Consider the following 24,476-nt stretch of genomic DNA (forward strand, 5'->3'; position numbering starts at 1 on the left):
CGATCCTCAGCAGGGCGGGAGTGTCGGGAGGGTGTAGGTGGACGCCGTCGTCAGGCAGACCGCATAGGCGGTGAAATCCGTCATGCCGACGCGGACGTAGGAGGCTTCTGTCGGGTCGCCGACCCGCGCAGTCAGCGTGCCGCCGATACCGGCCATGGATGCGGCAACGCTGCCGCGGAGAGAGCCGTCGGTATAGCCGCGTAGCGTGATGCCGTCATACGTGATCAGCACCTCATGTCCGGCATCCATCAGCGAGGAGGGCGCAACAAAGTCAAAGAACTGGTTGGTCGACCCCGTCCAGTAGCCGAAGCGGATGGCACCCGCGCCGATCAACCGAAACTCGTTCTGCAGGCCGCCCGGCCCCCAGCTTCCGAAGCCATTGCCGGTCCCCAAAATCGGCTGCGCCGTCTCGCCACCGACGCCGGAGATAAACCAACTGCGCAGCAGCAAGGAAAACGGAGCGCCTCCTGGGCCGAAGTTGAAGGGCGCGCCAGCTGTCGTGTAGCCCGAATTGTCGAAGTACAGAGCCGTGGCGTAATCGCCCCAATATTTCGGCGAGGCCTGATACTTGGTGCGCCCGCTTGCACTCATTGTCACGGCGGCGCCAAGATTGTCCTGTGTCGGAGCCAATCCAGCAGTGCCATCGCCGCGCATGAGGAAGGTCCGCGATCCGGCGGAAGGGTCGACGGCACACGCCTTGGACGACGCCATGCGGAAGGAGCCGAACACCGCCATCACGCACCACCGGCGATGCTGTAGATGACGACACTGCCGGAGACCACCCAATAGGTGATGACGCTGTATTTTCCCGCCGCCGAGTTGACCGTGTCCTTGCCGATCTTGATCCAGTTCGTACCGAAACCGACCGTCCGGCCACCCGTGCCGTCCTCATGCACCAGAATTTCGCCGCGCTGACCCACCGGATAGGCGGACGGGTTGGCGAGGGTCAGCGGCCCGGTCAGGTCGCCGATGACGTAATCCTGCGACGCGAAATCCAGGGTGATGGTGGATGCATAAGCGACGGTCGCCTGTTTTGCAGTCGCCGGCCCTCCAAACGCCATGCGGGCCGACATCACGCCGACCCGACTAACGGTCAGCCATGTATATGCAGCGCTGTAGGCGTCATTCACCAGACGACAGTTCAGAGCACCGTTGATCGGGAGCCAATCCCACTTCCTGTTGTCCGCCGCGGCGTCGCTTTCGGTCATACAGAGCGTGGGGTCAGTCCCCCCGATGTCTACGCGCACCGTCGCGCTGATACCGCTCGCTGTCATCGTTCCAGCCGCAGCGATGTTGCCGCCGGTGGTGGCGCGAAGGGCCTCAGTGCCGCCAGCGACAAGACTGATGGTGTCCGCACCGCCGATTTGTGCAAGGCCAGTGTTCGGATCGCCGGTCACCGCCCAACCCGGCGCACCGACCGTGCCGGCCGGGAAGCTGGAGGGTGTCGGTCCCGGCTTGCCGCTGATGCCGATGGTCCAGGATGACGGCGTGCCGCCGCCGGTGGTGTTGCCGGCCAGCACCGAAAGGGTCAGCGCCCCGGTGGTGGGAACGTGGCTCGTCACCTGTCCGACCATCGTATTGGCCGCATTGGCGGCATCGGTCGCCGCCACCCACATGCCGGCGACGAAGCCCTTGCCGGTGGTGATGGTCAGCGTCTTGGAGCCGGTGCCGATGGCGACGCTGTTGGTCGCCGACGTCGCCGCCAGCGCGCTGCCCAGGTCTTCGCGCCGCGCGTCCATCTCGGCGATGACGTCATCCCAGAAAGGGTCCCAGTTCTCGGTGTAGGCATAGCCGTCCGCGCCGGAGAAATCGGCGAAGGTCCAGTCGGTGCCGTTGAAGGTCGCCATCAGATCAGTTCCTCAGCGTTGATGGCCCAGCCGTACCGGCCGTGCGAGGTGGTGGTGATGCCGGCGGTGTCGGTTAGGGCGGCGTAGATGGTGCGGCGGAACTGGACGGTCGGATCGTCGTCCGGGTCGTAGACCAACAGGAAGTCGCCGTCCTTCCCCAGCTGATTGTCGATCTCGAAGCCGGTGGCGAAGGCGTCGCGCTGCGTCATCGCCTCGAAGGTCATCGTCATGGTGCGGTAGCGCGGGCGCCGTCTGACCAGGCGCCGGCCGCCGCGGGTGCGCCGGGTTTCGCTGGGGTCCACCGTCCGGACCTGGAAGCCGTATTTCACCCGGTGGGACCACGCCTCACCCGCCATGAAGCGGCCGGCCTGGAAATAGCCGGCCGGGTTGTCGACGTCGCTCACATAGGTGAAGAGATAGCGGCCATAGACGGTGGACGGCGCGAAATGCAGGTCGATGGTGCCGCCTGGGTAGGCTGCCGTGTCGATTCCGTCGAAGGAGAACGCCCCGAACGGGCGGGAGCCCCAGACTTCGGTCGGCTTGCGCATCCGCTCGAACCCGGTGTCGTAGACCGGGGTGCCGCTGTCGGTCGGGCTGTTGGTGACGACGTGCCGGCGGCGGGCCACCGTGCTGCCGTTGTGGTTGAGGATCGCGAACATCGACAACGGCGTCAGCCGGCCAAGGTCCACCCGCCAGCAGGTCGAGGCCTCCGCCGTGTCGGTGGAGCGGGCAAGCTCCATCACGTCCTGGGTCTTCAGGTTGTCCAACGACAAGCCGCCCGTGCCGACCCAGGAGCCGTTGGAATAGCTCCCGTCGTCGGTCGGCTTCTTCCAGAGCGCGTGCATCAGCCCATCACTTTCATGGTCAGGGTTTCATCGTTGGCGTTCCGCTCGATCTCCAGGGCGACGCCGCGCCAGCCGGCATCCAGCCCATAGCGCTCGTCGGTCAGCTTGACCGTGTGGCCTGTGGTCAGGCCCGGCGTGATCGGCACCGTGACGGAGAAGCCCTTGCGCTTGGCGGCATAGAGCGTCAGCCGGCGGTCCCGCTCCGCCACGGCGTCCGCTTCGGAGTCGAACAGGGTCTGCGCCTCGTCCTCGGTTGCGAGCAGCGACGCCGCCTCAGCCGCCGCGTCGGTGGCGACGGCGGTCCAGCGATATTCGGTCTGGAAGGCTTCGGCGTTGGCATCGGTGACGTTGACCTGATCGAGGTCCTGCGCGGTGAACACGACGCCGAAGGGGCGATAGCCCAGCTTCAGCGACTTCATCCGCCGCTCCACCGGTTCGGGCGTCAGGTCGAGGATGTCCCGCGCGTCGAAAGCATAGTCGGCGGTGGCCGCCGGCCCCTCGTAGCGGCCCAGCGACAGCAGCCGGTCGTCACCGAAGCCCCAATAGGCCCCGACGGTGGCGGACAACTGGTCGATGACGTCGCGCACCTTCGGCACGCTGGAGCCGTCGCTCCAGTAGCCCAGCACCGCCGGTTGCTTCAGGTTGAAGGCGGTGAAGGAGTCGCCGTCGAGGTCCGCGTCGGTCAGCGTCGTCATGCCGGTGACCAGATGGCGCACCAGATCGGCGAAACGGTAAATCCAGGCGCCGGAGACCGACACGCCGTCGGCATCGATGGTGAAGCGCCCGGCAGGCTTCTGCCCGAGACGGATCAGCCCGGCGGCCTTGGATGTCGCGACGTCGGTGCCGGTCAGCGGCGCGGAGACCAGGGCGGCATAGGAGGGGTAATCCCCCACCGTTGCCGGATAGTCCACCCCCTTGTCGCGGGCGGTCAGCAGGGCGGAGAAGCCCAGCGGATCGACCATATAGACGTTGTTGGCGGCGTCGATCAGCACCGGCTCGATCTGCCGGCGCCGGCCGACCAGCCAGGGCTTTTCCCGCCCCTTCAACTCCGCCGTGCCGTCGATGCCGCCGGCCCCGCCGAACTGCCCGCGGCTGGCGGGGGTGTCCAGCAGCACCAGCAGGTCGCGCAGCTGGATTTCGATGGCGTCGCCCAATACCAGCTGTTCGGCGGCGCCGCTGAACAGCACGCCGAAGTCGGCCAGGGCCGGACGCTCCTTCGGCGTGTAGAGGATCTCCACCAGCCGGCCGTCCCAATCGAGGTCCGCCAGCCAATCGTCGGCACCGTCGTCGTTGCCGAGCGTGACGGCGCCGAAGCTGGTCTCCGAATAGCCGCCGATGGCGGTGCTGTTGTAGAGGCTGCGCTTGACGGTCAGCGGGGTATCGATCCGGCGCACGAAATAGGTGTTGGCCGGGCTGTCCCGCGGTTCCGTGGTGAAGCCGGTGTCGGAGCGGTAGATCGGCCGCACGGTGCCAAGGCTGGCGTCGTACGGCTCGGCGCGCATCAGGTAGGGCATGAGGGTCCTCGCGAATTACAGGCGCCGGCCGAGCGGCGCTGCCGACCGGCCGGCCTGCCGGACCAGCGTCTTGAGCGCCGGGACCGCTTCGTCGTTGCCGGCGTCGATGGCCGCCACCACCCGCTCCAGCACCGCGATGGCGCGATCCAGGCGCCGCTCGATCCCGCCCATGCCGGGCGCAGAGGAGGTGTTGGACCGGGGCGGGGTGACATTGCCCGACCAACGGTCATTGGCCGCTTCGAAGGCCTTGGCGATGCGCAGACTATCGACGGAGGAGGCGACCGCCGCCGCCCCGCCCTGCCACAGCAGTTCCGGGCCGTTCTCTCCCACCCACACCGCGCCCGGCGGGGTGGAGAGGGTGCCCGTGGCGAAGCCGGGGATCTTGCGGGTGCCGGCCAGCACCTCGTTCAGTCCGTAGGTCTTGAACCACAGGGCAAGGTTGAAAGTCGGATCAGCCGCCCGTGCCGCGATGATGTCCGAGAAGCCGCCAAAGGTCCTCTCGATGTCTGCGTTCGTGAAGGCTTCCAGACGCGCCCGCTTGCCGGCCAAGCTGCTGTCGACATAGGTCGGCGGCGTGCCGGTGGTGCCGCCGGTGCTGGCCTGAAGCGCCGTCAACTGTGCCTGCCAGAGCACGTAGGACTGCTGCATGATGCTGTTGAGGTCGGTCAGCGCCCCATACTGCTTCTGCCCCATGGCCGCGGCGTCCGCCCGCTGGCGCTGCATCTCCTTCAGCGTGGCGTTCGCGGCCTCCAACTGCTTGTCGGCGGTGTCCACCCCCATCGCCGCGACGTCGCCCAACTCGGCGAACACCGATCGGACATGGTCGTAATCGGTGGTGCTGGTGGAGCCGAAAAAGCCCTTGGCCAGCTGGACCAGCGAGGGCCCGAGCGACAGCAAGGTCTGCTTGGCGGCATCCCGCGCGTCGGCGGTTGCCGCATCGTCGCGGTAGGTGGTGAGGGCGTTGGCGAACTGCCGGCGCGCCTCCTCCAGCCGGTCCTTGGCGTTCAGCGGCGAGTTGTCGTTGAGCGCCAGGGCGTCGAAGGCGGAGCGGAACTCGCGGGCCGACTGCGCCATCTTCACCGCGCCGTCGGTGAGCGAGGCGACATAGTCCTGCTGCGCCGCAATCTGCTGGTCATAGGCGGCCAACAGGTCGCTTTGCGCCAGCCGGAAGGCCTGTTGCGCCCGTTCGGTCGCCTGGACCTGCTGCAGCGTGGTGATGTCGTACCCGTTGGCGCGGGCGGCGGCGAGGTCGGCGGCCTGCTGCGCGTCGAGCGCGATCAGCCCCGCGCCGCGGTCGTTGCCCAACGCCGTCTGCACCCGCCCGGCGATGTCGGCATTGTAGGCCCGCAGGTTGGCGGCGGCCTGGACCGTCGCCGCGCTGGTGCTACGCATCGACACGGCCAGATCGTGGATAGACCCGCTGAACAGGGTTGCGACGACATCGAGTTGCGACGAGTCCAGCCCATTCAGCAGGCTCCGCAGCGATGCATCGTAAATCTCGGTGGCGCGCTGGGTGCTGAGACCAACCGCCGTGAGATTGCGGGCATTGACGTCCCGCGCCTCCACCAGATCGTTGATGGAGTTGATGTAGTCGCGGCCCAATGCGCTGTTCAGTTGCCGATTGGCGTCATTCTGGACGCTCGCCTTGATGCGGGCGCGGGTCTCGGCCTCGATCTGGTCGACATAAGCCGCCATCGCCGGGTTGAGCTGCGTCACCGCCTCCCGGATCGCCTGGAACCGCCCGGTCAGCGACGCCATGTCCTGTTCGGTCTGGGTATAGTCGACCGGGTTCTTCAGCTGGTCGAGGTACGCCTTCAGCTGGTCGGTGGCGAGGGCCTTGTACGCCCCGTCGATGCCCAGCTTCTTGGCCCGCTCGAACTCCTCCAGCATCGGCTTCATCGCCTCCGCCGTGGTCTCCTTGGCGGACTTGGTGAAGCTGTTCAGCGACTTGTCCAGCGCAGCCAGGGCGGTGGTGCCGGCGTCGATGCTGGCGCCGAGACCGATGTCCTTGGCGGCCTCTTCCCAATCCTTCGCCTTGGTCGCCTTCAGCGCGGCGATGGTGTTCGCCCCGCCGTCCTTCAGCCCGCCTTGATCCAGCAGCGTGTAGCGCAGCAGGTCGCCTATGGCGTTGTCGCCCTTGCCGAACTCCTTGTAGGGCACCGAGCCGCCGACATAGAGACCCTTGGCGGCGGTCTGGCCGATGCCGAAGTCCTTCGTCAGCTTGCCGCCACCCATCGCGGCGATGGTATAGATGCCAGACAGGGCAGTGCCGAGAGCCTTGCCAACTTCCGGATCGCCATCATTGTCGGTCAGGATGTTGCCGAAAGTCGCCGATTTGCCACCCGAATTGATCGTCACGTCTGCCGACGCTGTCTTACCGACAGTCGCCTTCTGCGTGCTGAGCAATCCGGTGATGAGGCCGACAGCCGCCGCGATGGCCAGACCAATGCCGCCGGTCATCGCGCCGATGCCCAAGAGCGAACCGCCAAGGTAAGACGCCCCAGCGCCAAGGGCCGCTCCGGACAGGCCGCCAACCGCCTTACTGTTGGTTGCCGTGCCGAGTGCGCCACCCAGCATGCCGCCACCAAGACCAGCGGCGCCCGCTCCCAAAAAGCCGGATAGGCCGCCAGTGATGCCGCCAACCGTGGTGCTGCCGGCCGCCGCCGCGTTGCTGACGCCGCCCAGCGTCGGCATGACGCCGATGTCGGCGGCCAGCCCGCCCGCGGCGGTGGTCATCATGGTGCCTTGGGTGCCGACCATCGTGCCGATGCCCAGCGTCGAATAGCCGAACTTGTCGATGGCGTTGGTGATGCCGCCGGTCAGCCCCAGCTTGTCGGCGCCCCAGCTGATCGCCTTCGACAGGACGGTGTTGGTCAGGCCGCCGGTGGCGTTGCCCGCCGCTCCCGCCGCACCGGCGGGCGCCTGGATGCCGAACAGCGACAGCATGGACCCGACGATCTGCATGGTGATCGGCAGGACGATGTTCTGGTTCAGCATCTCCACCGCGAGCCGCTTCGCCCAGTTCTTGAAGAACTGCAGCGCGTCCCCGGCCTTGGCCTGCCCGGTGATCTGGTCCCACAGGTTTTCCGAGATGTCCTTGCCGATGTCGGTGGCGACGCGGGTGACGTCCTGCTGGTATTTCTCCAGCGCGCGGAGCGCCTCCGCGTCCGCCTTGGCCTTGGCCTTGCGCGCTTCCGTGCTGTCGTAGAGCGCGCCGGCCTCCTCCTTCACCTTGGCGAGATAGGCGTCCATCTCCGCGCCGGACAGCTTGCCGCGGTTCTGAAGCTCGAACTCCATCGCCTTGTTGGCGACGAACCGCTCGCGCTCCGTCAGGCCGAGCGCGTCGGTTTCGCCCTTCAGCCGGTCGATGTATTTGTCGGCCTGCTCGATGGCCTTCTCATGCGCCTTGGCCTCGCGCTCCGCCTGCGACTCCGCCTTGCTGCCGGCTCTCTGCTTCTCCGTGCGCTCCAGCTCCAGCCGATAGGCCTCCGCCGCCTTGGCAGCGACGCGGTTGGCCTCCGCCGTCGCGTCAAGCGGCGAGAGCCCCGCCCGGATGGCGTCGTCATAAGCCTTGGACCGCGCCGCCGACCGGACCTGTTCGGCGGCATAGGCCTTCATCGCCTCCTCGCCGCCCTTCAGCGCCGCGATCTTGGCGTCGAGGTTGGCTTCGGTGGTGAAGAGCGACGCGCCGGCCCGCGCCTGCGCGGTGGCGAGCACAGTGGCGGCCTTGGCCGCCTCCTCCATCGCCTTCTTCGAGGCGTCGAGGTGATCGACTTGGCTCTGCAGGGCGACCACCTGCTCTATCAGCGCGCGGGTGCCGGCGTCGATCTCGGTCCGGCCGGCGGCCTGCGCCTTGGCGAGCGCCTCCATCTCCAGCTTGGCGCGCAGCTTCGCTTCGGACGACGCGCCGAAGGTGGCGACCTCGACGCCCAACTCGACGATCTGCTCGCGCAGACCGGCGCGGTAGTCCTCGATGGCGTTCCGCGCGTCGCGCAGCTTGCTGGCGCCGATCTCGGTCTGCAGCACCGCGTCGCGGGCGCCGTCGGCATATTGCCCGAGAGCGGCCCGCAGGATCAGCACCTCCTGCGCGAGCGCCCGGACGTCGCCCGACTTCAGCAGGTAGGTGATCGCCGCACCGGCATTGGCACTCGCGTCGCCCGATGCCGTGAAGGTCATCGCGGCTTCCAGTGCCCGCAGCTCCGCCTGCGCCTTGGCCAGCCGCGCTTCGGCTGCGGCGGACACCGAGCGCGCCTCGGCGTCGACGGCTGCCTTCGCCCCTTCGGAGGCGGTGCGCGTCTTCTCCGACGCCGCCGCGGCGAACTCCAGGGCCTTGGCATAGGAGGTGAAGGCGGTTTCCGCCGTCTCCGCGCTCTTGCCCATGCCGAAGACGACCCCGGCCGCCACCGACGCGACGGCGATCACCGCGCCGATGGCGGCGCCGGCCGGGCCGAAGGCGCCCGCGATCTGCGGCCCCTGCTGCGCCATGATGACGAAGGCGTTCGTCCCCATCTGCGCCTGGACCGCCGCGTCCTGGATCTGATAGCCGAGATTGCCCATCACGCCACGCAGCCGGCCGGCGCTTTCCCCCGCCGCGTCCTGTGCCGCCGCCGCCATCTTCGTCGCCGCGGCGCCCGCCTGCAGATCGGCCCCGGCCTGCCTTACCGCCTGTCCCGTCCGGGTATAGGCGGCGGCAAGCTGCGGCTGCAGTCGGGCGGCCTCCTCCATCGACCGCCAGCCGTTCTTCACCTGGACGTCCAGCGTCTCCAGCGCCCCCTCCAGGGTCTTGTAAGTGCGGCGGAGCTTGTCGACCTGCTGGGCATCCTGTTCGCGCTGCTGGTAGAGCTTGCGCTGGTCCTCGGTCAGCGCGGTATAGCCGGCCGCCAACTTGCCCGTGGCGGCGTTCAGCTGCTCCAGTTCCTGCCGGGCGCCGTCGACGCGGGTCTTGCCCAACTGGTCGATCTGCTGCGTCACCGCTTCGAGGTCGCGCTTCGCCTGTGCGACGTCGGCCTCGACGGCAAAGCGGGCGGTGACGTTGCGTCCGGCCATGGTCTCACCGTTCCAGTGCGAGGAGTTCGGCTTCCGCCCCGCTCATGATCTCGAAGGCGTCGAGCATGATCGCGGCTTGGTCGCCGTAGCCGCCGGACTCCGGGAGGTGCCCGGTGGCGGGGATGATGCCGGCGATGCGTCCGGGATAGGGGCGGTAGGCGCGCCAGTAGCGCACCATTTCCAGGTCCCCGTCGGACAGGGTCAGGCGGGGGTTGCGCTTGTAGCGCTCGCCGAAGAGGTTCCACGCCGAGCCGTCGGGCGCTTCTTCTTCGCCGTCGGGGAAAGCGTCCGGCTGGAGGCTGACCGCGACGGCGATGCGGAGTTTTTTTCCGCGGCCTTGGTCGGCTGCATCAGGTTCAGGATCTTGAAGCCGACCGCCCGGATCTCGTTTTCGTCCAGATGGCCAAGCGTCTCGTCCGTGGTGAGGTTGCCCCGGCGGATGAACGGCGCATCGGTGCCGGCGGCTTCCTTCACGCCCTCCCATCCCATCAGGAAGTGACGGCAGGCGATGAAGGGGGCGACCGACAGGTAATATTCAAAGTCGCCCTCCACTCCGGCATAGCGTCCGCCAAGCCCGCGGGCAATGCGGGCGATTTCCGTGTAGCGGTCGCGCAACTCCGGGTCCGCGTCGGCCGGCTTGCCGACCGCCTCCACGGCGTCGATGATCTCCAGCGCTTCCGCCAGATTGTCGGGGGAAATGGCCTCGATATCGGCGCGCAGGGCGGCATAAAGCGCCTTGTCGCCGGCATAGGTGGCGCCGGTGGCCAGCAGGTCGCGGCGGAAGGCGGCGCGCTGGAGGTGGCTCGGCACGGCGAGGCGGTAGACCGGCTGCGGGGCCGCGTCGATCTCGGCTTGCACGGCGTCGATCATCGCTTGGAAATCGGCCCGCGCCTTGTCGCTTTCCGCCTTGCTCAGCAGGTCGCGCAGGGTGGCGAGGAAGTCCAGCCGCGGGGTGAAGGGAACGATGTCCTTGGACGAAATGGGGAGCATGGAAGGGGTCCTCTGCCGGGAAGGGGGCAGGTGGTGCCGGCAACACCACCCGCGTCGGGCGCAAGACAGTGCCCCGTCGGCCGTCGCCGACCGGTTGCCCGGTTGCCGCCGGGGTCGCAGGGTCAGAAAATGCAGATGAAGCCGCCCGCGTCCTGTCCGGTGCAGGCGAACTGATGGGTCAGCGTCATTAGGCCGTTGCGGTCGCCCGGCTGCAGGTTGGTGTATTGCGCCGCCGGCAGGGTCAGGCCGATCCGGTTCCCCGCCACCGCGCCATAGCTGGCGTGGACGATCTGCGCCGTGCCGGCGCGGAAGGCAGCCATGCTGTCGCGGGTGGCGACCAGCACCTCCAGCGGGTCACACGACCCCGTCATGTTGCGGGCGGTGATGATGGAGGGGTCGTAGCCCTCGGCGGCGTTCGGGTTGTCCGGGTTGGTCAGGCTGTTGCCGAACTCCACCGACAGGCTGGACATGGCCGACGCCACGCGGTTGACCAGCGCCTTGCCGCCTTTCCAGATCGGGGGCCGGGTGGCGTCATAGACGAGACCGGCCGGCACGCTGGCGTCCGCCTTGGACACGAACATACCGGTGAAGGTGAAGCTGAAGCGGCCGGCGTTGCCACTGGTCAGCCGCATGGTCGCGTTGCCGCGGGCGCCCACCACCTTGTAGACCACGCCGTCCATGTAGAGGTACAGGGTCAGCGACGGAATGGAGGTGGAGGCGGGCCGGTACAGCACGTTCACCGGAACCTGATAGCTGGTCCCGGTCGACAGGGCCGTCCCGAACAGGTCGGTCAGCGTGGCCAGCTTGCCGGCGGTATAGTCGGCCACGAAGGAGGTGGCGCCGGCCGCCGGGTTGCCGGTCAGCAGCAGCGGCATGCCGCGATAGGTCTGCGCGGTACTGCTGGCTCCGGCCCCCAGCGTCAGGCTGGTGGTGGTGCCGGCGGTGGCGGCTTCAGCCGCGACCGGAACGGCGGTGCTGGTGATGGTCTCGGCCCAGCCGGAGGCCTTCAGCAGCTTGCCCCACTCCGGGGCGGTGCCGGGAGCGCCGGACCCCTTCAGGTAGACGTCGCAGGTGATCTGCACCGTCATCCCGCCGGTGATCGGGCCGCGCCCGTCCAGGCTGCCCGTCGCTTCGTTGGTCTGGATGTTGTTGGGATTGAAGCTGATTTGGGGGTTCTCGACCAGCACGGCGTCCGTGCCGGCAACCGGAGAGGCGTCGACGCCTTCCGTGGTCTCGATCTTCGCCAACAGCGCGGCGTTACGGGTGCGCAGTGCCATGGGACGGCTCCTTACTGTTCGGCCGACGGGATGGCCCCGGCGGGTGCGTCGCTGGCGGGGCGGCGGGACTTGGCGACAGGCGCCGCGGCGGTTTCGGGCGCTTCAGCGGCCTTGCGCGCGGCCTCTTCCGCCTCCGTCAGGTTGACGAGTTCGCCCGCGCGAAGCTCGAAGCTGTGGGCAGACGTCGGCACCGCCGCCGCCGCCCGGTGGGACGGGATGGTCATGGGCTGGTCTCCAGGATGAAGAGAGGTCAGGGGGCGAAGGCGTAGGGGTCGCCCGGCCGGGTCCAATACTCGACGTCATAGGCGGCGAAGACGTCGCCCACTCCGCCGATGCCGTCGCCGTCGGCCGCGCTCTGGTCGGCGTCGGCAAGGGTCACGTCCATCGCCACACCCCCTAGCGTCGGGTCGGCTTCAACGGCGCGCTGCAGGGCGGCCCACATGTCGGCAAGGGCTTGGTCCAGAGCTTCGTCGGTGTCGGCCTTCAGCACGGCGGTGATGGTGATCCGCTCCAGGTTGCGGGTTACCGCTGCGCTGGTCTGTTCCGCTCCGGCCGGGCCGGACCGCATCAGCAGGGCCGGCAACTGGTCCGCTTCGTCGTCGTCGGACAGCGGCTTGCGGCGGGCACGATAGACCTTGATCGTGCCGGGGACGTTCTCCGCCGCGACGGTGCCGAGCATCGTCAGGAAGGCGGACAGCACCTGTTCACGGACGGATGTCGGCATCAGCGCAACTCCAGGCGCCAGAGGAGCCGGTCGGTGTCCGGCCGGCAGGTCTTCTGGATCGTGTAGGATTTCCCGCCGACAGCCAGGACGCCGCCCTCCTTCATCGAGGGGACCTCCGAGACCCGCACTTCGGCGATGCGGGACGGGGTGGTGACCTCCACTTCGCCGCCGCGCCAATCGATGTCCGGCTGACGGAGGATGGCGCGGCAGGACACGGGATCGCCGCCACCGGGCGGGGTATAGGCGGCGTCCGACGCCATGTTCGGATCAGCGAACAGGACGCCGAACATGGCGTCGAAGACGCTCACGGTCAGACCGTGCCGTTGAGGCGGACGGTGCCGGTGGCGGACGGGTTGGCGGCGGCCGCCAGGGCGCAGCCGATCAGCGTGTTGCTGGTCGCCGTGGTGGTGACCACCTTGTTGGTGTCGTCCCAATAGACCTTGGCGCCGACGGTCCAGGCCTGCGCGCTGGTCTTCGGCAGGGTATAGACGCCGCAGGTCGTGATATCGACGCTGGCGCCGCTGACGGCGTCCATGGTGGCGACGCCGAACAGGGAGCCGACCAGACAGCCGGCGCCGCTGGCCACGTCATAGGGGGCGGTGACGGTCACCGTCTTGCCGGGCTGAACGAAGTTCTTCATCTCGGGATCTCCAGAAACGGCGAAGGCGCCGCAGCGGGCGCCCTCATGCCGTCGTTATGGGGGCGGTGGATCAGTTGCCGGGGTTGCGGTAGCCGCCACGGTAATCGACCGCGCCGCAGCCGAAATCCAGGGTGACGCGCAGCGCCACGCCGTCGGTGCGGAACCCCTCCTCGGTCATGAAGCGGGGGCCGGGGTTGCCCGCCAGATAGCCGTAGACGAACACCTCAGCGACCGCCGGATCGGCGAACAGCCACCACTGGTTTCCGGTGATATTGGCGTCCGCCACGGTGGACAGCCGGCCGGAGAACGGGTTGACGTTGCCGGCCTGCTGCGGCTGGATCGTCGCCAGCAGCTGCTCGGCCTCCGTCTCCTTGTCCGGGCCGCAGACGATCATCGACGGGGTGACGTTGATCTTCAGCCCGTCGAGGCTGGTCTGCTTGCGCATCGCCGCGCGCCCGTCGCTCACGGTCGAAACGCCGATGGCGCCGCCGGATGCGGCAAGGTTGCCGTGGCCGCTATGGAACACCGCCTTGTTGTCCGACAGGGTCGGGCCGGCGCCGCTGTTCTTCAGCATCATGGCGTAGAAGGTGGCGTTCTCGAAATCGGCGACCCGGCGCGACGCCATGTTGACCAGATCGTTGAAGGCGCCCAGGTCGTCGTTGACGAACACCCGGCGGCTGATGGTGACGATCCGGCCGAAGCTGGACAGCGTGACGGTTTCGCGACCTTCCGAAACGGTGCCGTCCTTGATCTCGCCGGTCTCGCCATATTCCAGCAGCGGCGGGAAGTCGCCGGCCTGCAGGAACTTGGTCGGCTTGAAGTCGTTGAAGTCGCGGCGCCGGGCGATGCGGCGGTAGGTCGGCTGCGCCGCCTGATAGGTGCGCAGCAGCACCTTGTTGGCCGCGGCCTCCAGCAGCAGCGGGAAGTCCGACGTGCTGTGCATGGCGCGGCGCAGGATGTCGTCCGGGTTGCGCGAGCGGATGCCGCAGAGATCGGCCGCCATCTCCAGCATGCTGACGTTCATGTAGCCGCGCGCCCGCTCGTTCTCCGGGGCGGCGTAGGTGGCACGGGCGACGATGGCATCGGCCATGGCCGAACGGACCGCCGCCGGATCGTCATGGGACAGCCCGACGCGGATCGGGGAGGTCGGCGACTGCTCCGACCGGGCGGCGAGCGCGGTCAGGGCGGCGGCGTTGACCGCCTCGATGGTGGTGCCGCCGTCGACATGGGTGCGGATGAACTCGGCCCCCAGCGCGTGACGCTGCGCCACGTCGTTGACATGGGCGATGCGGGCGCGCTCGGCCGTGACGGCGGCGGTCAGCGCCGCGGCATCGGTGGCGGCCGGGGCGGCGGACCGGGTCTGTTCGGTGGGCAGTTCGCTGCCCGGCTCGTGCTGGACGCTGTCCGGCATGGTGGCACTCTCCTTGTTGGCGGGCGACGCCCGGTTGACGAGTTCACAGGGGGTGGTTGAGGGGTTGGCGGAACGGGTGCCGGCGCCGGCATCGGCACCGATGGGCACCAGGGACAGCTCCATCGGCACCCAGTCGATGGCGCTGTAGGTCGGCGGCTTGCCGTCCTCGCGCGCCACCTCGAACTTGCGGACGACATAGCCGGCGGAGACGTTGCGGATGATCCCGCTGCGGATGTCCCGCCAGAACGGCTCGACGTCGGGCCGGTCGGAAAAGCGCACCGTCGCCGTGCCGCGGGTCCCATCGACCGCGGCGCGCTCCACCACGCCCATGACCTGACTGAGGTCGTACTTGCCGTGGTTGTTGAGGACGGGCGCGCCGCTGTTGAGCCGGGTCAGGTCGCAGTGCGCCGGATCGAGGGACAGTTCCTCCAGGTAGCGCTCCCCGGTCATGGGGTTGATGCGCGGAACCGCGGCGCCCGTCGACCAGACCAGCTCGATGGTGCGCGCGGCTTCGTCCACCGTCTGGACAGCCGCCGCGCGGGTCTGCATCGGCATGTCCATGGTCTGGCCGCCGGGGGTCTGGCTGTCAGGCATTCTGCGGGTCTCCTTGCTGCGCCTGCTGCGCCCCGCCGGCCTTGGTCACCTTGCGGGGATCGGTGTCGAGGGTGACGCCCGCCTCGTCCATGGCGGCGTTGATGCGAGCGATGTCGGCGAGCTGCCGTTTCGGATCGAAGCCCCACAGCGCGACGAACTGCTCCCAGGTCAGCCGGCCGGTGCGGACGGCGAGAATGTCGGCCTGCATGTCCTTCACCGGGTCGATGGGTTCATGGGCCGGCGTCGCCCACTCGACCGGATAGTCCCCGGCCGGCAGTTCACCGGACAGGACCGCCGTCTCGATGAAGCGCCGCCACACCGGCGCGCAGAACATCGGGATCAGCATCTGCCACTGCGCCTGCTCGACCAGCCGGCGGAACTCCACCTTGCCGGCGCGCAGGCTGGAATAGTTGGCTTGCCGCAGATCGCCGGTCATCTGGTCGTAGGTGACGCCCGTCCCGACCGCCATCGCCATCAGGGTGTGCAGGGTGAAGGGATCGAAGGACGGCGACGCCGTCGGGTTCAGGAACTGCACGCTTTCGCCGGGCTTCAGATACGGAACCATGCCCGGCTCCATCCCCTCCACCCGCCGGCCGTCCGCGGTTTCGCTGGTGACGCCGATGGGCCGTTCCGTCCCGTCCTCGGCCTGCGTCACCACCATGCCGATGCAGGCCTCCATCCGCGCCCGGACGATGGCGGCCTCGTGGAAGTCGTCGAGGTCGCGCGCCTTCAGCAGCACCGGAGCGAACCACGGCACGCCGCGCACCTGCCCGCTCCGCAGCTTGCGATAGACGTGCATCACCTCCGACGCCGGAACCAGGGCGCTGGTCAGGCCCTCCGCCGTCATGCTGTAGGGATCGCCGGGATGGCTGCGGAACAGCCAATAGCCGGTTCGCCGGTCCAGCGGGTCGAACTCGACGCCCTGGATCGTGCGGCGCCCGGTCAGCGTGCTGTCGCGGGACGAGTCGAGGAAGTCGCCTTCCAGCACCTGGACCTGATAGGGCACCGGCAGGCCGTCTTCCGGGCGGCGGTTGCGGTGGCGGGGGAGCGCTTCGCCGCCCTCGACCACCGTCCGCAGGATCAGGGTCTGCAGGCCGGCGAAGTCCAGCTGCCCTTCGGCGTCGCACTGGTCCGACCAGCGCCGGAACAGCGCGTTGACCCGCTTGTCCAGATCGTCATTGCCGGTGCGGCTCTGCGGCATGATGCCGGTGCCGACGACGTTGGCGGCCCAGATGTCGACCACGCGGGCGGCATAGGGGTTGTTGCGCACCAGATCGCGGGAGCGGGCGCGCAGCCGGGCCAGGGCCGGGCCGATTTCGGCATTCGCCGACGTGCCGCTGGTGTTCCAGCCGTCGGTGCGCCGGCCGGTGCTGGCACCGTCGTAGCTGCGCGCCATCAGCGACATGGCGACACGCGCCCGCGCCCGTTTGGCGCCGGTCTGCGGGGCGAACCAGCCGATGGCCCGGTCCAGGATGTTCATGGCTCAGCCTCGGGAGAACTTGGTGACGCTGGTGCGCGGGGCGGCCTGCGTTGCGTAGAGCGGGTTCGCCACCCCCAGCGCCGCCACGGTGGTGGCGATGGCCGCGGCGAGGTCGCGCATGGAGCGATAGTCCACCCGCTTGCCGTCGATGGTGACGCTGGTGGTGCCGGATGCCCACGCTTCGACCAGCGTATTCAGGTGCGTCTGCGTCAGTGCCATGCTCTACCGCCTTCCCCATCCGCCGCCGCGCCCGCCAAGCCAGCCGCCGGCGGATGGGCGCCGCTCGCTCTGCCGGGCGGGGTGTTCCTGTTCGGGTTCCGGATCGACCGGCGGTGCCGGCGGCATCTCTGTCGCTTTCGCCCGCGGCTGCTCGGTCTTCACCGGCGGCGCCAGCACCTTGCCCAACTCCGCCCAGCGCGCGGCGGTCCAGCGCTCCATCCCCATGGCCACGGTGCAGGCGCGGGCATATTTCCAGCCGTCCAGCGCCTCGGTGGCGTGGACCTGTTTCCACTCGCCGCGGCCCTCGATCCACTGGTCGCCGACCAGCTGTTTGCACAGCTCTTCGGTGGCCAGCCTGTTGAGGTGGACATAGCCGGCCGGGAAGCCGGCACCGCCGGCCGCCGCCTCGTCGGTGGGCGGCTGCAGGCTCAGCTTGCCGTACAGTTCCAGGGTCAGGACATGGCCGCCGACCATGCCGAGTTGCAGGCCGCGCTTGCGCTTACCGCCCTTGGCGTTGGCCTCGCGCACGCTGGACCATGCGAAGGACGGCGCGCCGATGGTGGTGGCGCCCTTCACGGGGATGACCAAGCCCGGATGTTTCTTCGCCCAGGCCTCCACCTGGGTGGTGGCGAAGCCGGTGTCGGCCCCGACCTTCGACAGCCGCAGATCGACGCCCGACGGATGCCGCCATGTGCCCTGGACGACGCGCGACGCCTCGTCCCACACCGCGGCGTCGTAGGGATTGCCGGGGATCACGACGTGATCGACCAGCCAGCATTGGAAATCCCGCCCCCAGGCCCAGACGAACAGCTCGATGCGGCCGGGGCTTTTCTGGACGTCGAGACCGCCGGTCAGCACCAGCCCGTCGGCCGGAACGCCCTGATAGTCTTCCCGGCGGTCGTAGAGGACGCGCCATTGCGGCGCCTCTCCCTTCACCTCGTAGGTCTCGGCCAACACCTGATTGACGAACACCCGAAGCTTGTTCGGGTCCGACTTGGCCCGGACGAACTCCTTGGCGATCTCCAGCCACGCGGCACCGGGGAACTGCGAATAGGCGGCCCAGATGTGGAAGGAGCGGTGCGGCCAGTTCTGCGGCGCATGCGCCCGCCACTCGCCGCGCTCGTCCATCCCGGCCTTGTGCTCCTCCTCGATGACGCAGCCGTTGACGCAGACGTACCAGGCCTTGGCCGGCGCCTCCTTCGGCTCCCAGCGGATGCCGGCGCCGCTGCCGGCGCCGAAGGTGAGGATCTGCATCTCGCCGCAGTGCGGACAGGGGACGTAGCGGTATTCCTGCGTCCCCTGCTCGAACAGCGCGTCGATCTTGGAATGCCCCTTGATTGTCGGGGTGGAGCCGGCCGCCTTCAGCGGATCGTCGGAGGTCAGGCACCGCTTGAAAGCCAACTCCACCTGATCGCCCTCGACACCAGCCGTCGGAGGATAGCCGTCCGGCTCCTCCAGGATGACCTTGTCGGCGGTGATGCGGCGGAACTCCTTCGGGCTGTTTGCCCCCTTGATCTTGATCCAGCCGCCGGGGAAGCGCTTCGACCGGATGGTGTTGCTGCTGTTCCGCGTCTTGGTGGAGAACAGCCTCCGCACCGCCGGCCAGAGGATCAGCTTGGCGACGTCATCCTTGGCGAAGTCCTCGGCGTCGTCGATGGTCGGCTGATAGACCAGCACCCGGCTGGGCAGCTGATCGGCGCAGTAGGCGATGTAGTTCTTGACGATCTGGCTGTAGCCGATGCGGCTCGACTTCTTCGCCGTGATCTGCCGCACCCCCGGCTCGGTGAAGGCGTCCATCATGCCGACCTGGAAGGGGAACGGGCGGTAGCGCGTGCCGTCCTCCAGCCGGGCGTTGCGGAGCGACCAGTCCGACAGCGTCATCCGCCGGCGGGGTTTCAGCGCCAGCAGCCAGCGGGCGACATGCTCGGCCAGCACGGCGCCGCGGACACGGACGACGTCATTCGTCTGCATCGTCGTCCTCGTCTGCGCCGCCCCGCTCTTCGGCGATCCGGGCCATGCTCAATTCGTCCAGCGCATCCTCCAGCGCATCGGCGATGCGGTCTTTCAGCCGGCTGTCGGTCTTGGCGACCTTGGCCGGGATGCGCAGCAGCTTCGCCTTGACCATCTCGATGACCGACAGCACCGCGGCGGTGTAATCGGCGACCGGCACCAGCTCGCCCCGCTTTTCCGCGTTGCGCATCGCGTAGTGGTCGGCCTGCTCCTTCGCCAGCCGGGCTTTCTCCGCGACGAGGTCGAGGCCTTCCGCTTCGGCTTCGTCCGAAGTCCGGCCGGCGGCACGTTCCCGAAGGTGGCGGATGTAGGCGACGCGGCAGGCGTCCAAATCCAGCTGACCACGCCTGTCCGCGTTGAAAACGCCTCGCTTTTTGAGATCGCGGACGGTGCGGTCGGTCAGATCGAGATGCGCTGCGATCTCAGCCTGGGTTGCCATGGTTGCACCTCACCGGACGGCCCAACCGGAAGCGGAACCCCCCTATGGAATTTTCACACCTGGACGATGATCGGACTTGTCCCACCCCTGATAGGGGGGGCCACCCGGAAGGACCCACGACACCACCCCCTACCCCACCCCATACCCCTAGGCGCCCCTGTCCCGCCCGTCAGGCGGCCCGTGGCTGGCCTCTGGCGGATCGGACGCGCGGGATGGTCACGGAGGAGGACGCATCAGCGGGCGCCCCATGGGACTGGCCTCACCCGTCCTTCAGCACGTCGGCGATCATGGCAGGGAAGCGCGTCTCCCACTGCCGGATGACGGCGTCCAGGTCCAGGCGCTTGCGGATCGTCGCGTCCTTCACCAGGACGAACATCAGCGTCAACTTCGACTCCCGGCCCTGTGCGATGCGCCCGGCCGTCGCCTTACGGACACCACCGGATTTGCCGGCGATGACGTCGGCGAACAGCAGGACGGACTTGCCGGCGGCGATGGAGCGCAGCGGGCCGAACCGTTCGGCGACTTGGTCAGGGGTGAGGAAGCGACCGCGCGAGCCCTTGGGGCAGTTCTTCGTCGGGATCGCCAGCCAGCCCCGCTTGGAGCGGATCGTCGCGCCGTCGTTGAAGGCGTCGATGACCCCTTCCCACTTCGCAGCCGATGCTGCCCGGCCCCGGACGAACACCTCGGCGGCGGGATGGATGCTGTAGTTGCCGCCTCCCGGATAGCCGGCATGGCCCAATGCCCGCCCCAGCTTGCCGAGACCGGCAGTCGACATGGCAGCCCGCAACTCGTCCCGCATGGTGGAAGCCGCCTGTTCCGTGACGTCGGTCAGCCGACGGGCGGTCCCTTCCGTCCATTCGTTGAAGGCGTCCTCCAGGCTGCCGGTGATCGTGACGCTGGCGCGCATGGCGTCAGGCCGTCACAGACGCATCGAGGGTCCAGCCGTCCAGGGCGCCGGCAGGCATGCGGCCGGCGACACGCTCCAGGCTCGGCCCGATCAGCTCGGTCGCGCGACGGTAGGCTTCGCGCTGGGCGACGCAGTCGATCAGATCGGCAGCGTCGGCGATGGACTGGGACAGGGGCTTGCGGTCCATGGGATCAGCCCTGCCCGCCGGGAAGCTTGCCCGCCCGCCACGCCAGCAGCGTCTTGAGGATCTCGGAGCCCGCATAGCCGGCGCAGGTACCGATGCCCGTCGCCGTCAGCGTGTCGGCGTTGAGCTGCTGGGCGACCGAGCCGGCGGCGATGGTCAGCGCGCCCATGGTGGGCAGGTCGAGGACGACCATGCGCACCAGCCCCTTCCAGCCGCTGTTGCGGGCTTCACGGGACCAGCGGGCGACCATGCCGGCGGCAACGCCGATGGCCGTGGGGGAGAGTGACTTCGCCATCTGGGCAAGGTCGTGAGCAGTGGGATCGGCCATGGCGGAACTCCAGAAACGACGAAGCCCGCCGCAGCAGAGCCGGGCGGGCGAAGGATGGCGGGCCGAAGCCGGCCGCCGGGTGTATGGTCGGTGCGCTTGTGGCCTCGACAACCGGGAAACCGCCGGTCCGGTTCGGTGGATGGGGAACCATCGACCGTTACGGGGAGAGTGGCGTACCCCCAGGCCGCAAGCGCCGCTCCATGCTCTCAGGGTCTGGAAACGAAAAACCCGCCGCGGCGGAACCGGGCGGGTTGGCGATCAGGCTGGCGGATTACGTCGAGCCTGAATTAATGACACTCACAGCCCTACCTCTTATCCGTTAACAAATTCTGAAGATGGCACCACTTTCGACTTTCGTGGTTCGTCTCTCTCTCTCCGGCGGAAGGCGGAAGTGCTCAGCCACCCGATCCAGGGCCACCCGCAGCAGCGGCAACCAATCGCGCACCGCTGGCGCGGCCTCCTCGACGCATACCGCCTCCAGCACCGACACAGTTTCACCCTGCCCGATCAGGCGCCCGAGTTTCCGGAGGTGCAGCTTGGCCCGAAGCCACGCGCCGTCCATGTCGGATTCCCGTTCCAGCGCCAGCAGGTCGATCACCTGCGGTGCGAGGTCCTGCGGGCACTCGGACGCGATCGGCAGGCGCGCCACCTTGGCATGCCGGCTCGGCACTTCGGCCAGGCGGTCCCAGCGCCGGCGGAGGATGGCATAGCTGGCGCCAGCTCGGAACTGGCGGTCGGTGATCTCCCCCAGCAGGCGCAGCCGACCGAGCGGAAACCCGGCCCATTCATCCTGCATCGCCTTCCGGAGCTTCGCGTCGACGGTCATGCACTCCACCCCCATCGCCCTTGCCCGCTGCGCCAGCGCCTCGTCGAGGATCACCGGGCCCTGCTGCTCCCGATCGGCTCGGCTGATCCGGCCGCTCGGTTCCCGGCCCCCCATAGACCGCTTGCGGCCGCGGCGGCGTGCAGCCTTCTTCGCCTTCGTGCTCAAGCCGATTCTCCCGCGTTGGCAGGCGTCTGGTCGAAGCCATCCTGTCCGCCATCGCCGAACAGGTCCCGGACCACTGGCTGTTCGGCCTGGCTGCCGCGGCGCCGGATCGGGCGCGGCAGGTACACAACGCGCTCCCGCTCGACGATCCGCTCCACCGGCACCAGCACCCGGCGAACGGTCGGTTCCGGAGCTTGCCGGGCCAGGCGGCGCAGGTCAGCGATCAGCTCGGACTTCGCCTCGTGGAACCGCTCCGGGTTCTGCCAGCTCGGCGTCAGCCGGCGAAGGCGGGTGGCGAGTTCGTTCAACGCGTCGGGTAACGGGGCGGTCATGCGGCACCTCCGGCGCTGCCAGCGGCGGCGGGAGGGCGCCACCCTGGCGTGAAATCCGGGATGACCTCCAGGATCACCCGGTCGGGGATCAGGCAGCTGCGGTGCCCTGGAATCTCGCCCCAACGCGGTTCCCACCAGCCGGTGCGGAGCCAATGCCGCAACCGCTGGCGGGACTGGTCGTGGGGATCGACGTCGAGCGGATCTCCGGCCGAGCCGGATGCGCTGCGACCGCCACCGCCGTCTAGAGCGCGCCGATGCTGCGCCACCCGGTCGGCGAGCGAGTTCTTCAGTGCGGAAAGGCTGGTCGGTGGGGTCGGGTTCTTCCAGTCCCGCACGGCGCGCTGGATGACCTCGGTCAGCAGTTCGACCGTGCCGCCGGCGTCGAGGTGCTGCTGGGCCAGCGCCTCCAGGGTCATCCGGGGGGCAATCCGCTCGGCATGCTCCGGCCATCTGGCGTCCTTCGCTGCGACGAACGCATCGACCACCGCCACCGCCCCCGGCGATGCGCGTCCGGTGGTTGGAGGAGGGGTAGGGGGTGGTGAGTCTTTCTCTTCTCTACTCCTTTCCTTTCCATTCCCTTCCGGGGGTGAACGCTCGTCGAGCGTTCGGTGAGCGTTCGCCGATGCGTCGTCACCTGTTCGCCGAACGCTCGGCGAACGTTCGTCGTCATCCTTCTGAGCGTTCGGCGAACTTCCACCACTGCGTCGTGACGGTGCGGCGGGCACTTCACCACCCGGAAGTGGGTGCCGGTAGTTCGGCTGGTCGATCTTCTGGTGTTTCCGCCACCCGGTTACCCGCAGGAAGGATGATCCGCCCACCTCGTAACGCTCCAGCAACCCGGCCGCGATCAACTCGTCCACCATGGCCGCAACATCCGCCGCAGTGAAGTCATCGGCCGGGAACACCTCCATCTTGAGCCGCTTCGCGCTGTCGGGGTGGATGCCGCTGTCGTCGCAGAAGCACCACATGCAGACGAACAGTAGGCGAGCGTTCGGCGAACACTCGGCGACCTGTTCGGACGTGCAGAACTCGGGCTTGATGGTGCGGATCCGTGCCATGGCTCAGGCGTTCCCGTGGTCGCGATGAAGGTTGCTGAAGAGCGTGCGCGGCCCGTCGAAATGGGCGCGGACGGTACCGATAGGGCCGTCGCGGTTCTTCTCGATGATGATCTCGGCGATGCCGCGGGCTTCGTCGGAGCGCCGGGTCCAGCGCTCGTAACGCTCGTTGAACTTCTCGTCGGATTCGTCCGGCCTGCGGCCGGGCTCGGTGCGCGAGAGGTAGTATTCTTCGCGGAAGAGGAAGGCGATGACGTCCGCGTCCTGCTCAATGGAGCCAGACTGCCGGAGGTCGGCCATGCTGGGGCGCTTGTCCTCCCGCATCTCCAGGCCGCGGTTCAACTGCGCCAGCAGCAGGACCGGCACCCGGAACTCCTTCCAAATTGAGCACAGTGCCGCGGTGATCTCGGTGATCTTCGCCGTCTCGCCCTGTTTCTCGGCCTGCGCCGATGCGCGCATGCGGTGGAGGTGGTCGACGATGATCAGGTCCAGGCCGTGGCGCCGCTTGTGCCGGCGGCAAGTCCGGCGGATGTGGGAGACGGTGACGCCCGGTGTGTCGTCGAGATGGATCGGCAGCGAGCCCAGCTCCGCCTTGGCGTTGATCAGCCGGCACCAGTCGTCGTCGGTCAGGTCGCCCTGCGCCTGACGGTCGGCCGGAATCCCGGTGTGGGCGGCGAGATGCCGGCGGGACACCTTCTCCGCGGTCATCTCGGTGGAGAAGCCCAGGACGCGGGCGCCGGTGCGCGCGGCCGACAGCATGATGGTGTTGAATGCCAGCGCCGACTTGCCCATCGAGGGCCGGGCGCCCAGCACATAGAGGCCGGGCAAAAGACCGCCCAGCTTCGCGTCGAGATCCGCCAGCCCCGTCGTGACGCCAAGCGGCTGGCCGCGGTTCCGCCAGGCGCGTTCGGTGGCTGCGAGGGCAGCCTCCACCCCTTCGGCCGACGACAGCACCGGGCGCAGGGCGCTGCCGCGGTCGCCCAACTCGAACAGTTGCGATTCGGCTTCCTCGATCAGCACCGTCGCGTCCTTGTCCACTCCCGGCCGTCCGGCGGTTTCGATCATGTCGAAGCCGATCTCGATCAGTTGGCGACACAGGAAGGCATCGCGGATGGTGCGGCCATAGTCGGCGGCGTTCACCACCGTCACGACGTTGCCAGCCAGCTCCGCGAGATAGGCGACCTCGTCCCGGCCGCCGTCTGCCTTGCGCTCGAAGACGGATTGGAGCGTCACCGGGTTGGCCGTCTGGCCACGGTCGATCATCGCTGCGATGGCGGCGAAGATGCGCTGGTGGAGGGGATCGTGGAAATGCTCCGGCCGCAGGAAATCGGCGACCCGCTCGAACGCGCGGTTGTTGACCAGGATCGCGCCCAACAGCGCCTGTTCCGCATCTTCGTTGCTCGGGACCCTGACTTCCGGCAGGGCGATGGCATGGCTCACGTCGGCAAGCCCTCCAGATCGCGAGCCAGCGCATCCAGGCGCTGGACGATGGTCCGCAGGTCGTCGCGGCTGATGGCACGCTCCGCGATGGCCTCGCGCAGGTCGGCGGCGATGCCCCGCGCCCGCTCCGCCGGCGGATGGCGCGCGACGATCCGTCGGGCGGGCTGCACCGGGAGGCGGGTGATGTTGCTGGGCGGGGTCGGCAT

25 protein-coding genes are annotated in these 24,476 nt (G+C 68.6%); all 25 read right to left on the reverse strand.

The window, feature by feature from the left end; translation table 11 throughout:
* Positions 1 to 6: 6 nt before the first annotated feature.
* The gene (locus tag FZ029_RS00905) at positions 7 to 735 is read right to left on the reverse strand and encodes a hypothetical protein (RefSeq protein WP_149267652.1); all 729 of its coding nucleotides are present in this window, start codon (positions 733 to 735) and stop codon (positions 7 to 9) included.
* Positions 735 to 1,847: a hypothetical protein gene (locus tag FZ029_RS00910; RefSeq protein WP_149267653.1), complete on the reverse strand. Its 1,113-nt coding sequence runs from the start codon at positions 1,845 to 1,847 to the stop codon at positions 735 to 737. Before FZ029_RS00910 ends, FZ029_RS00905 begins: the two co-directional genes overlap by 1 nt.
* Positions 1,847 to 2,692, reverse strand: coding sequence for a hypothetical protein (locus FZ029_RS00915; RefSeq protein WP_149267654.1), 846 nt, complete (start codon positions 2,690 to 2,692; stop codon positions 1,847 to 1,849). Before FZ029_RS00915 ends, FZ029_RS00910 begins: the two co-directional genes overlap by 1 nt.
* Entirely contained in the window at positions 2,692 to 4,206 is a 1,515-nt protein-coding gene (locus FZ029_RS00920; RefSeq protein ID WP_149267655.1) for a hypothetical protein, read from the reverse strand. The genes FZ029_RS00915 and FZ029_RS00920 overlap by 1 nt, the downstream gene beginning before the upstream one ends.
* Positions 4,207 to 4,221: 15 nt before the next feature.
* Positions 4,222 to 9,252: a hypothetical protein gene (locus FZ029_RS00925; protein ID WP_149267656.1), complete on the reverse strand. Its 5,031-nt coding sequence runs from the start codon at positions 9,250 to 9,252 to the stop codon at positions 4,222 to 4,224.
* A 4-nt stretch (positions 9,253 to 9,256) separates the two neighbouring features.
* Entirely contained in the window at positions 9,257 to 9,430 is a 174-nt protein-coding gene (locus FZ029_RS32825; protein ID WP_188051789.1) for a hypothetical protein, read from the reverse strand.
* A 23-nt stretch (positions 9,431 to 9,453) separates the two neighbouring features.
* Positions 9,454 to 10,242: a hypothetical protein gene (locus FZ029_RS00930; RefSeq protein ID WP_149267657.1), complete on the reverse strand. Its 789-nt coding sequence runs from the start codon at positions 10,240 to 10,242 to the stop codon at positions 9,454 to 9,456.
* Positions 10,243 to 10,364: 122 nt separating this feature from the next.
* Positions 10,365 to 11,519 (reverse strand): hypothetical protein, encoded by a 1,155-nt coding sequence (locus FZ029_RS00935; RefSeq protein ID WP_149267658.1) that lies wholly within the window; start codon positions 11,517 to 11,519, stop codon positions 10,365 to 10,367.
* A gap of 11 nt (positions 11,520 to 11,530) precedes the next feature.
* A complete protein-coding gene (locus FZ029_RS00940) occupies positions 11,531 to 11,743 on the reverse strand; it encodes a hypothetical protein (RefSeq protein ID WP_149267659.1) in 213 nt (70 codons plus the stop codon).
* Positions 11,744 to 11,769: 26 nt separating this feature from the next.
* Complete coding sequence (locus FZ029_RS00945) at positions 11,770 to 12,243, reverse strand: hypothetical protein (RefSeq protein WP_149267660.1); 474 nt, start codon at positions 12,241 to 12,243, stop codon at positions 11,770 to 11,772.
* Complete coding sequence (locus FZ029_RS00950) at positions 12,243 to 12,551, reverse strand: hypothetical protein (RefSeq protein ID WP_149267661.1); 309 nt, start codon at positions 12,549 to 12,551, stop codon at positions 12,243 to 12,245. The genes FZ029_RS00945 and FZ029_RS00950 overlap by 1 nt, the downstream gene beginning before the upstream one ends.
* Before the next feature lie 2 nt (positions 12,552 to 12,553).
* A complete protein-coding gene (locus FZ029_RS00955; protein WP_149267662.1) occupies positions 12,554 to 12,883 on the reverse strand; it encodes a capsid cement protein in 330 nt (109 codons plus the stop codon).
* Positions 12,884 to 12,953: 70 nt separating this feature from the next.
* The gene (locus FZ029_RS00960; protein ID WP_149267663.1) at positions 12,954 to 14,888 is read right to left on the reverse strand and encodes a prohead protease/major capsid protein fusion protein; all 1,935 of its coding nucleotides are present in this window, start codon (positions 14,886 to 14,888) and stop codon (positions 12,954 to 12,956) included.
* Complete coding sequence (locus FZ029_RS00965; RefSeq protein WP_149267664.1) at positions 14,881 to 16,368, reverse strand: phage portal protein; 1,488 nt, start codon at positions 16,366 to 16,368, stop codon at positions 14,881 to 14,883. Before FZ029_RS00965 ends, FZ029_RS00960 begins: the two co-directional genes overlap by 8 nt.
* A gap of 3 nt (positions 16,369 to 16,371) precedes the next feature.
* Positions 16,372 to 16,587, reverse strand: coding sequence for a hypothetical protein (locus FZ029_RS00970; RefSeq protein WP_149267665.1), 216 nt, complete (start codon positions 16,585 to 16,587; stop codon positions 16,372 to 16,374).
* Positions 16,588 to 16,590: 3 nt separating this feature from the next.
* Complete coding sequence (locus FZ029_RS00975) at positions 16,591 to 18,558, reverse strand: terminase gpA endonuclease subunit (protein ID WP_149267666.1); 1,968 nt, start codon at positions 18,556 to 18,558, stop codon at positions 16,591 to 16,593.
* Positions 18,545 to 19,036, reverse strand: a complete 492-nt coding sequence (locus FZ029_RS00980; RefSeq protein ID WP_149267667.1) for a hypothetical protein — start codon at positions 19,034 to 19,036, stop codon at positions 18,545 to 18,547. The genes FZ029_RS00975 and FZ029_RS00980 overlap by 14 nt, the downstream gene beginning before the upstream one ends.
* Before the next feature lie 259 nt (positions 19,037 to 19,295).
* Positions 19,296 to 19,943 (reverse strand): DUF6441 family protein, encoded by a 648-nt coding sequence (locus FZ029_RS00985; protein WP_149267668.1) that lies wholly within the window; start codon positions 19,941 to 19,943, stop codon positions 19,296 to 19,298.
* Positions 19,944 to 19,947: 4 nt separating this feature from the next.
* Entirely contained in the window at positions 19,948 to 20,130 is a 183-nt protein-coding gene (locus FZ029_RS00990; RefSeq protein ID WP_149267669.1) for a hypothetical protein, read from the reverse strand.
* A gap of 4 nt (positions 20,131 to 20,134) precedes the next feature.
* Positions 20,135 to 20,455 carry a hypothetical protein gene (locus tag FZ029_RS00995; protein ID WP_149267670.1) on the reverse strand — a complete coding sequence of 107 codons (321 nt, stop codon included), beginning with the start codon at positions 20,453 to 20,455 and terminating at the stop codon, positions 20,135 to 20,137.
* Between the two features lie 319 nt (positions 20,456 to 20,774).
* Positions 20,775 to 21,446 (reverse strand): hypothetical protein, encoded by a 672-nt coding sequence (locus FZ029_RS01000; protein WP_149267671.1) that lies wholly within the window; start codon positions 21,444 to 21,446, stop codon positions 20,775 to 20,777.
* Positions 21,443 to 21,775: a hypothetical protein gene (locus FZ029_RS01005; RefSeq protein ID WP_149267672.1), complete on the reverse strand. Its 333-nt coding sequence runs from the start codon at positions 21,773 to 21,775 to the stop codon at positions 21,443 to 21,445. The genes FZ029_RS01000 and FZ029_RS01005 overlap by 4 nt, the downstream gene beginning before the upstream one ends.
* Positions 21,772 to 22,833, reverse strand: coding sequence for a hypothetical protein (locus FZ029_RS01010; RefSeq protein ID WP_149267673.1), 1,062 nt, complete (start codon positions 22,831 to 22,833; stop codon positions 21,772 to 21,774). Before FZ029_RS01010 ends, FZ029_RS01005 begins: the two co-directional genes overlap by 4 nt.
* Positions 22,834 to 22,836: 3 nt before the next feature.
* The gene (locus FZ029_RS01015; RefSeq protein ID WP_149267674.1) at positions 22,837 to 24,270 is read right to left on the reverse strand and encodes a DnaB-like helicase C-terminal domain-containing protein; all 1,434 of its coding nucleotides are present in this window, start codon (positions 24,268 to 24,270) and stop codon (positions 22,837 to 22,839) included.
* Positions 24,267 to 24,476, reverse strand: coding sequence for a hypothetical protein (locus FZ029_RS01020; RefSeq protein ID WP_149267675.1), 210 nt, complete (start codon positions 24,474 to 24,476; stop codon positions 24,267 to 24,269). The genes FZ029_RS01015 and FZ029_RS01020 overlap by 4 nt, the downstream gene beginning before the upstream one ends.

Source organism: Azospirillum sp. Sh1 (assembly GCF_008365135.1).
Lineage (GTDB): Bacteria > Pseudomonadota > Alphaproteobacteria > Azospirillales > Azospirillaceae > Azospirillum > Azospirillum oryzae.

Excerpts from the sequence above, each read along its gene's own strand:
- FZ029_RS00905 (WP_149267652.1), bottom strand. The coding sequence starts at position 735 with ATGGCGGTGTTCGGCTCCTTCCGCATGGCGTCGTCCAAGGCGTGTGCC.
- FZ029_RS00930 (WP_149267657.1), bottom strand. The coding sequence starts at position 10,242 with ATGCTCCCCATTTCGTCCAAGGACATCGTTCCCTTCACCCCGCGGCTG.
- FZ029_RS01020 (WP_149267675.1), bottom strand. The coding sequence starts at position 24,476 with ATGCCGACCCCGCCCAGCAACATCACCCGCCTCCCGGTGCAGCCCGCC.
- FZ029_RS00960 (WP_149267663.1), bottom strand. The coding sequence starts at position 14,888 with ATGCCTGACAGCCAGACCCCCGGCGGCCAGACCATGGACATGCCGATG.
- FZ029_RS00965 (WP_149267664.1), bottom strand. The coding sequence starts at position 16,368 with ATGAACATCCTGGACCGGGCCATCGGCTGGTTCGCCCCGCAGACCGGC.
- FZ029_RS00915 (WP_149267654.1), bottom strand. The coding sequence starts at position 2,692 with ATGCACGCGCTCTGGAAGAAGCCGACCGACGACGGGAGCTATTCCAAC.
- FZ029_RS00975 (WP_149267666.1), bottom strand. The coding sequence starts at position 18,558 with ATGCAGACGAATGACGTCGTCCGTGTCCGCGGCGCCGTGCTGGCCGAG.
- FZ029_RS00995 (WP_149267670.1), bottom strand. The coding sequence starts at position 20,455 with ATGGCCGATCCCACTGCTCACGACCTTGCCCAGATGGCGAAGTCACTC.
- FZ029_RS01010 (WP_149267673.1), bottom strand. The coding sequence starts at position 22,833 with ATGGCACGGATCCGCACCATCAAGCCCGAGTTCTGCACGTCCGAACAG.
- FZ029_RS00920 (WP_149267655.1), bottom strand. The coding sequence starts at position 4,206 with ATGCCCTACCTGATGCGCGCCGAGCCGTACGACGCCAGCCTTGGCACC.
- FZ029_RS00910 (WP_149267653.1), bottom strand. The coding sequence starts at position 1,847 with ATGGCGACCTTCAACGGCACCGACTGGACCTTCGCCGATTTCTCCGGC.
- FZ029_RS00935 (WP_149267658.1), bottom strand. The coding sequence starts at position 11,519 with ATGGCACTGCGCACCCGTAACGCCGCGCTGTTGGCGAAGATCGAGACC.
- FZ029_RS00980 (WP_149267667.1), bottom strand. The coding sequence starts at position 19,036 with ATGGCAACCCAGGCTGAGATCGCAGCGCATCTCGATCTGACCGACCGC.
- FZ029_RS00985 (WP_149267668.1), bottom strand. The coding sequence starts at position 19,943 with ATGCGCGCCAGCGTCACGATCACCGGCAGCCTGGAGGACGCCTTCAAC.
- FZ029_RS00940 (WP_149267659.1), bottom strand. The coding sequence starts at position 11,743 with ATGACCATCCCGTCCCACCGGGCGGCGGCGGCGGTGCCGACGTCTGCC.
- FZ029_RS00970 (WP_149267665.1), bottom strand. The coding sequence starts at position 16,587 with ATGGCACTGACGCAGACGCACCTGAATACGCTGGTCGAAGCGTGGGCA.
- FZ029_RS32825 (WP_188051789.1), bottom strand. The coding sequence starts at position 9,430 with ATGGTGCGCTACTGGCGCGCCTACCGCCCCTATCCCGGACGCATCGCC.
- FZ029_RS00955 (WP_149267662.1), bottom strand. The coding sequence starts at position 12,883 with ATGAAGAACTTCGTTCAGCCCGGCAAGACGGTGACCGTCACCGCCCCC.
- FZ029_RS00945 (WP_149267660.1), bottom strand. The coding sequence starts at position 12,243 with ATGCCGACATCCGTCCGTGAACAGGTGCTGTCCGCCTTCCTGACGATG.
- FZ029_RS00925 (WP_149267656.1), bottom strand. The coding sequence starts at position 9,252 with ATGGCCGGACGCAACGTCACCGCCCGCTTTGCCGTCGAGGCCGACGTC.
- FZ029_RS01005 (WP_149267672.1), bottom strand. The coding sequence starts at position 21,775 with ATGACCGCCCCGTTACCCGACGCGTTGAACGAACTCGCCACCCGCCTT.
- FZ029_RS00990 (WP_149267669.1), bottom strand. The coding sequence starts at position 20,130 with ATGGACCGCAAGCCCCTGTCCCAGTCCATCGCCGACGCTGCCGATCTG.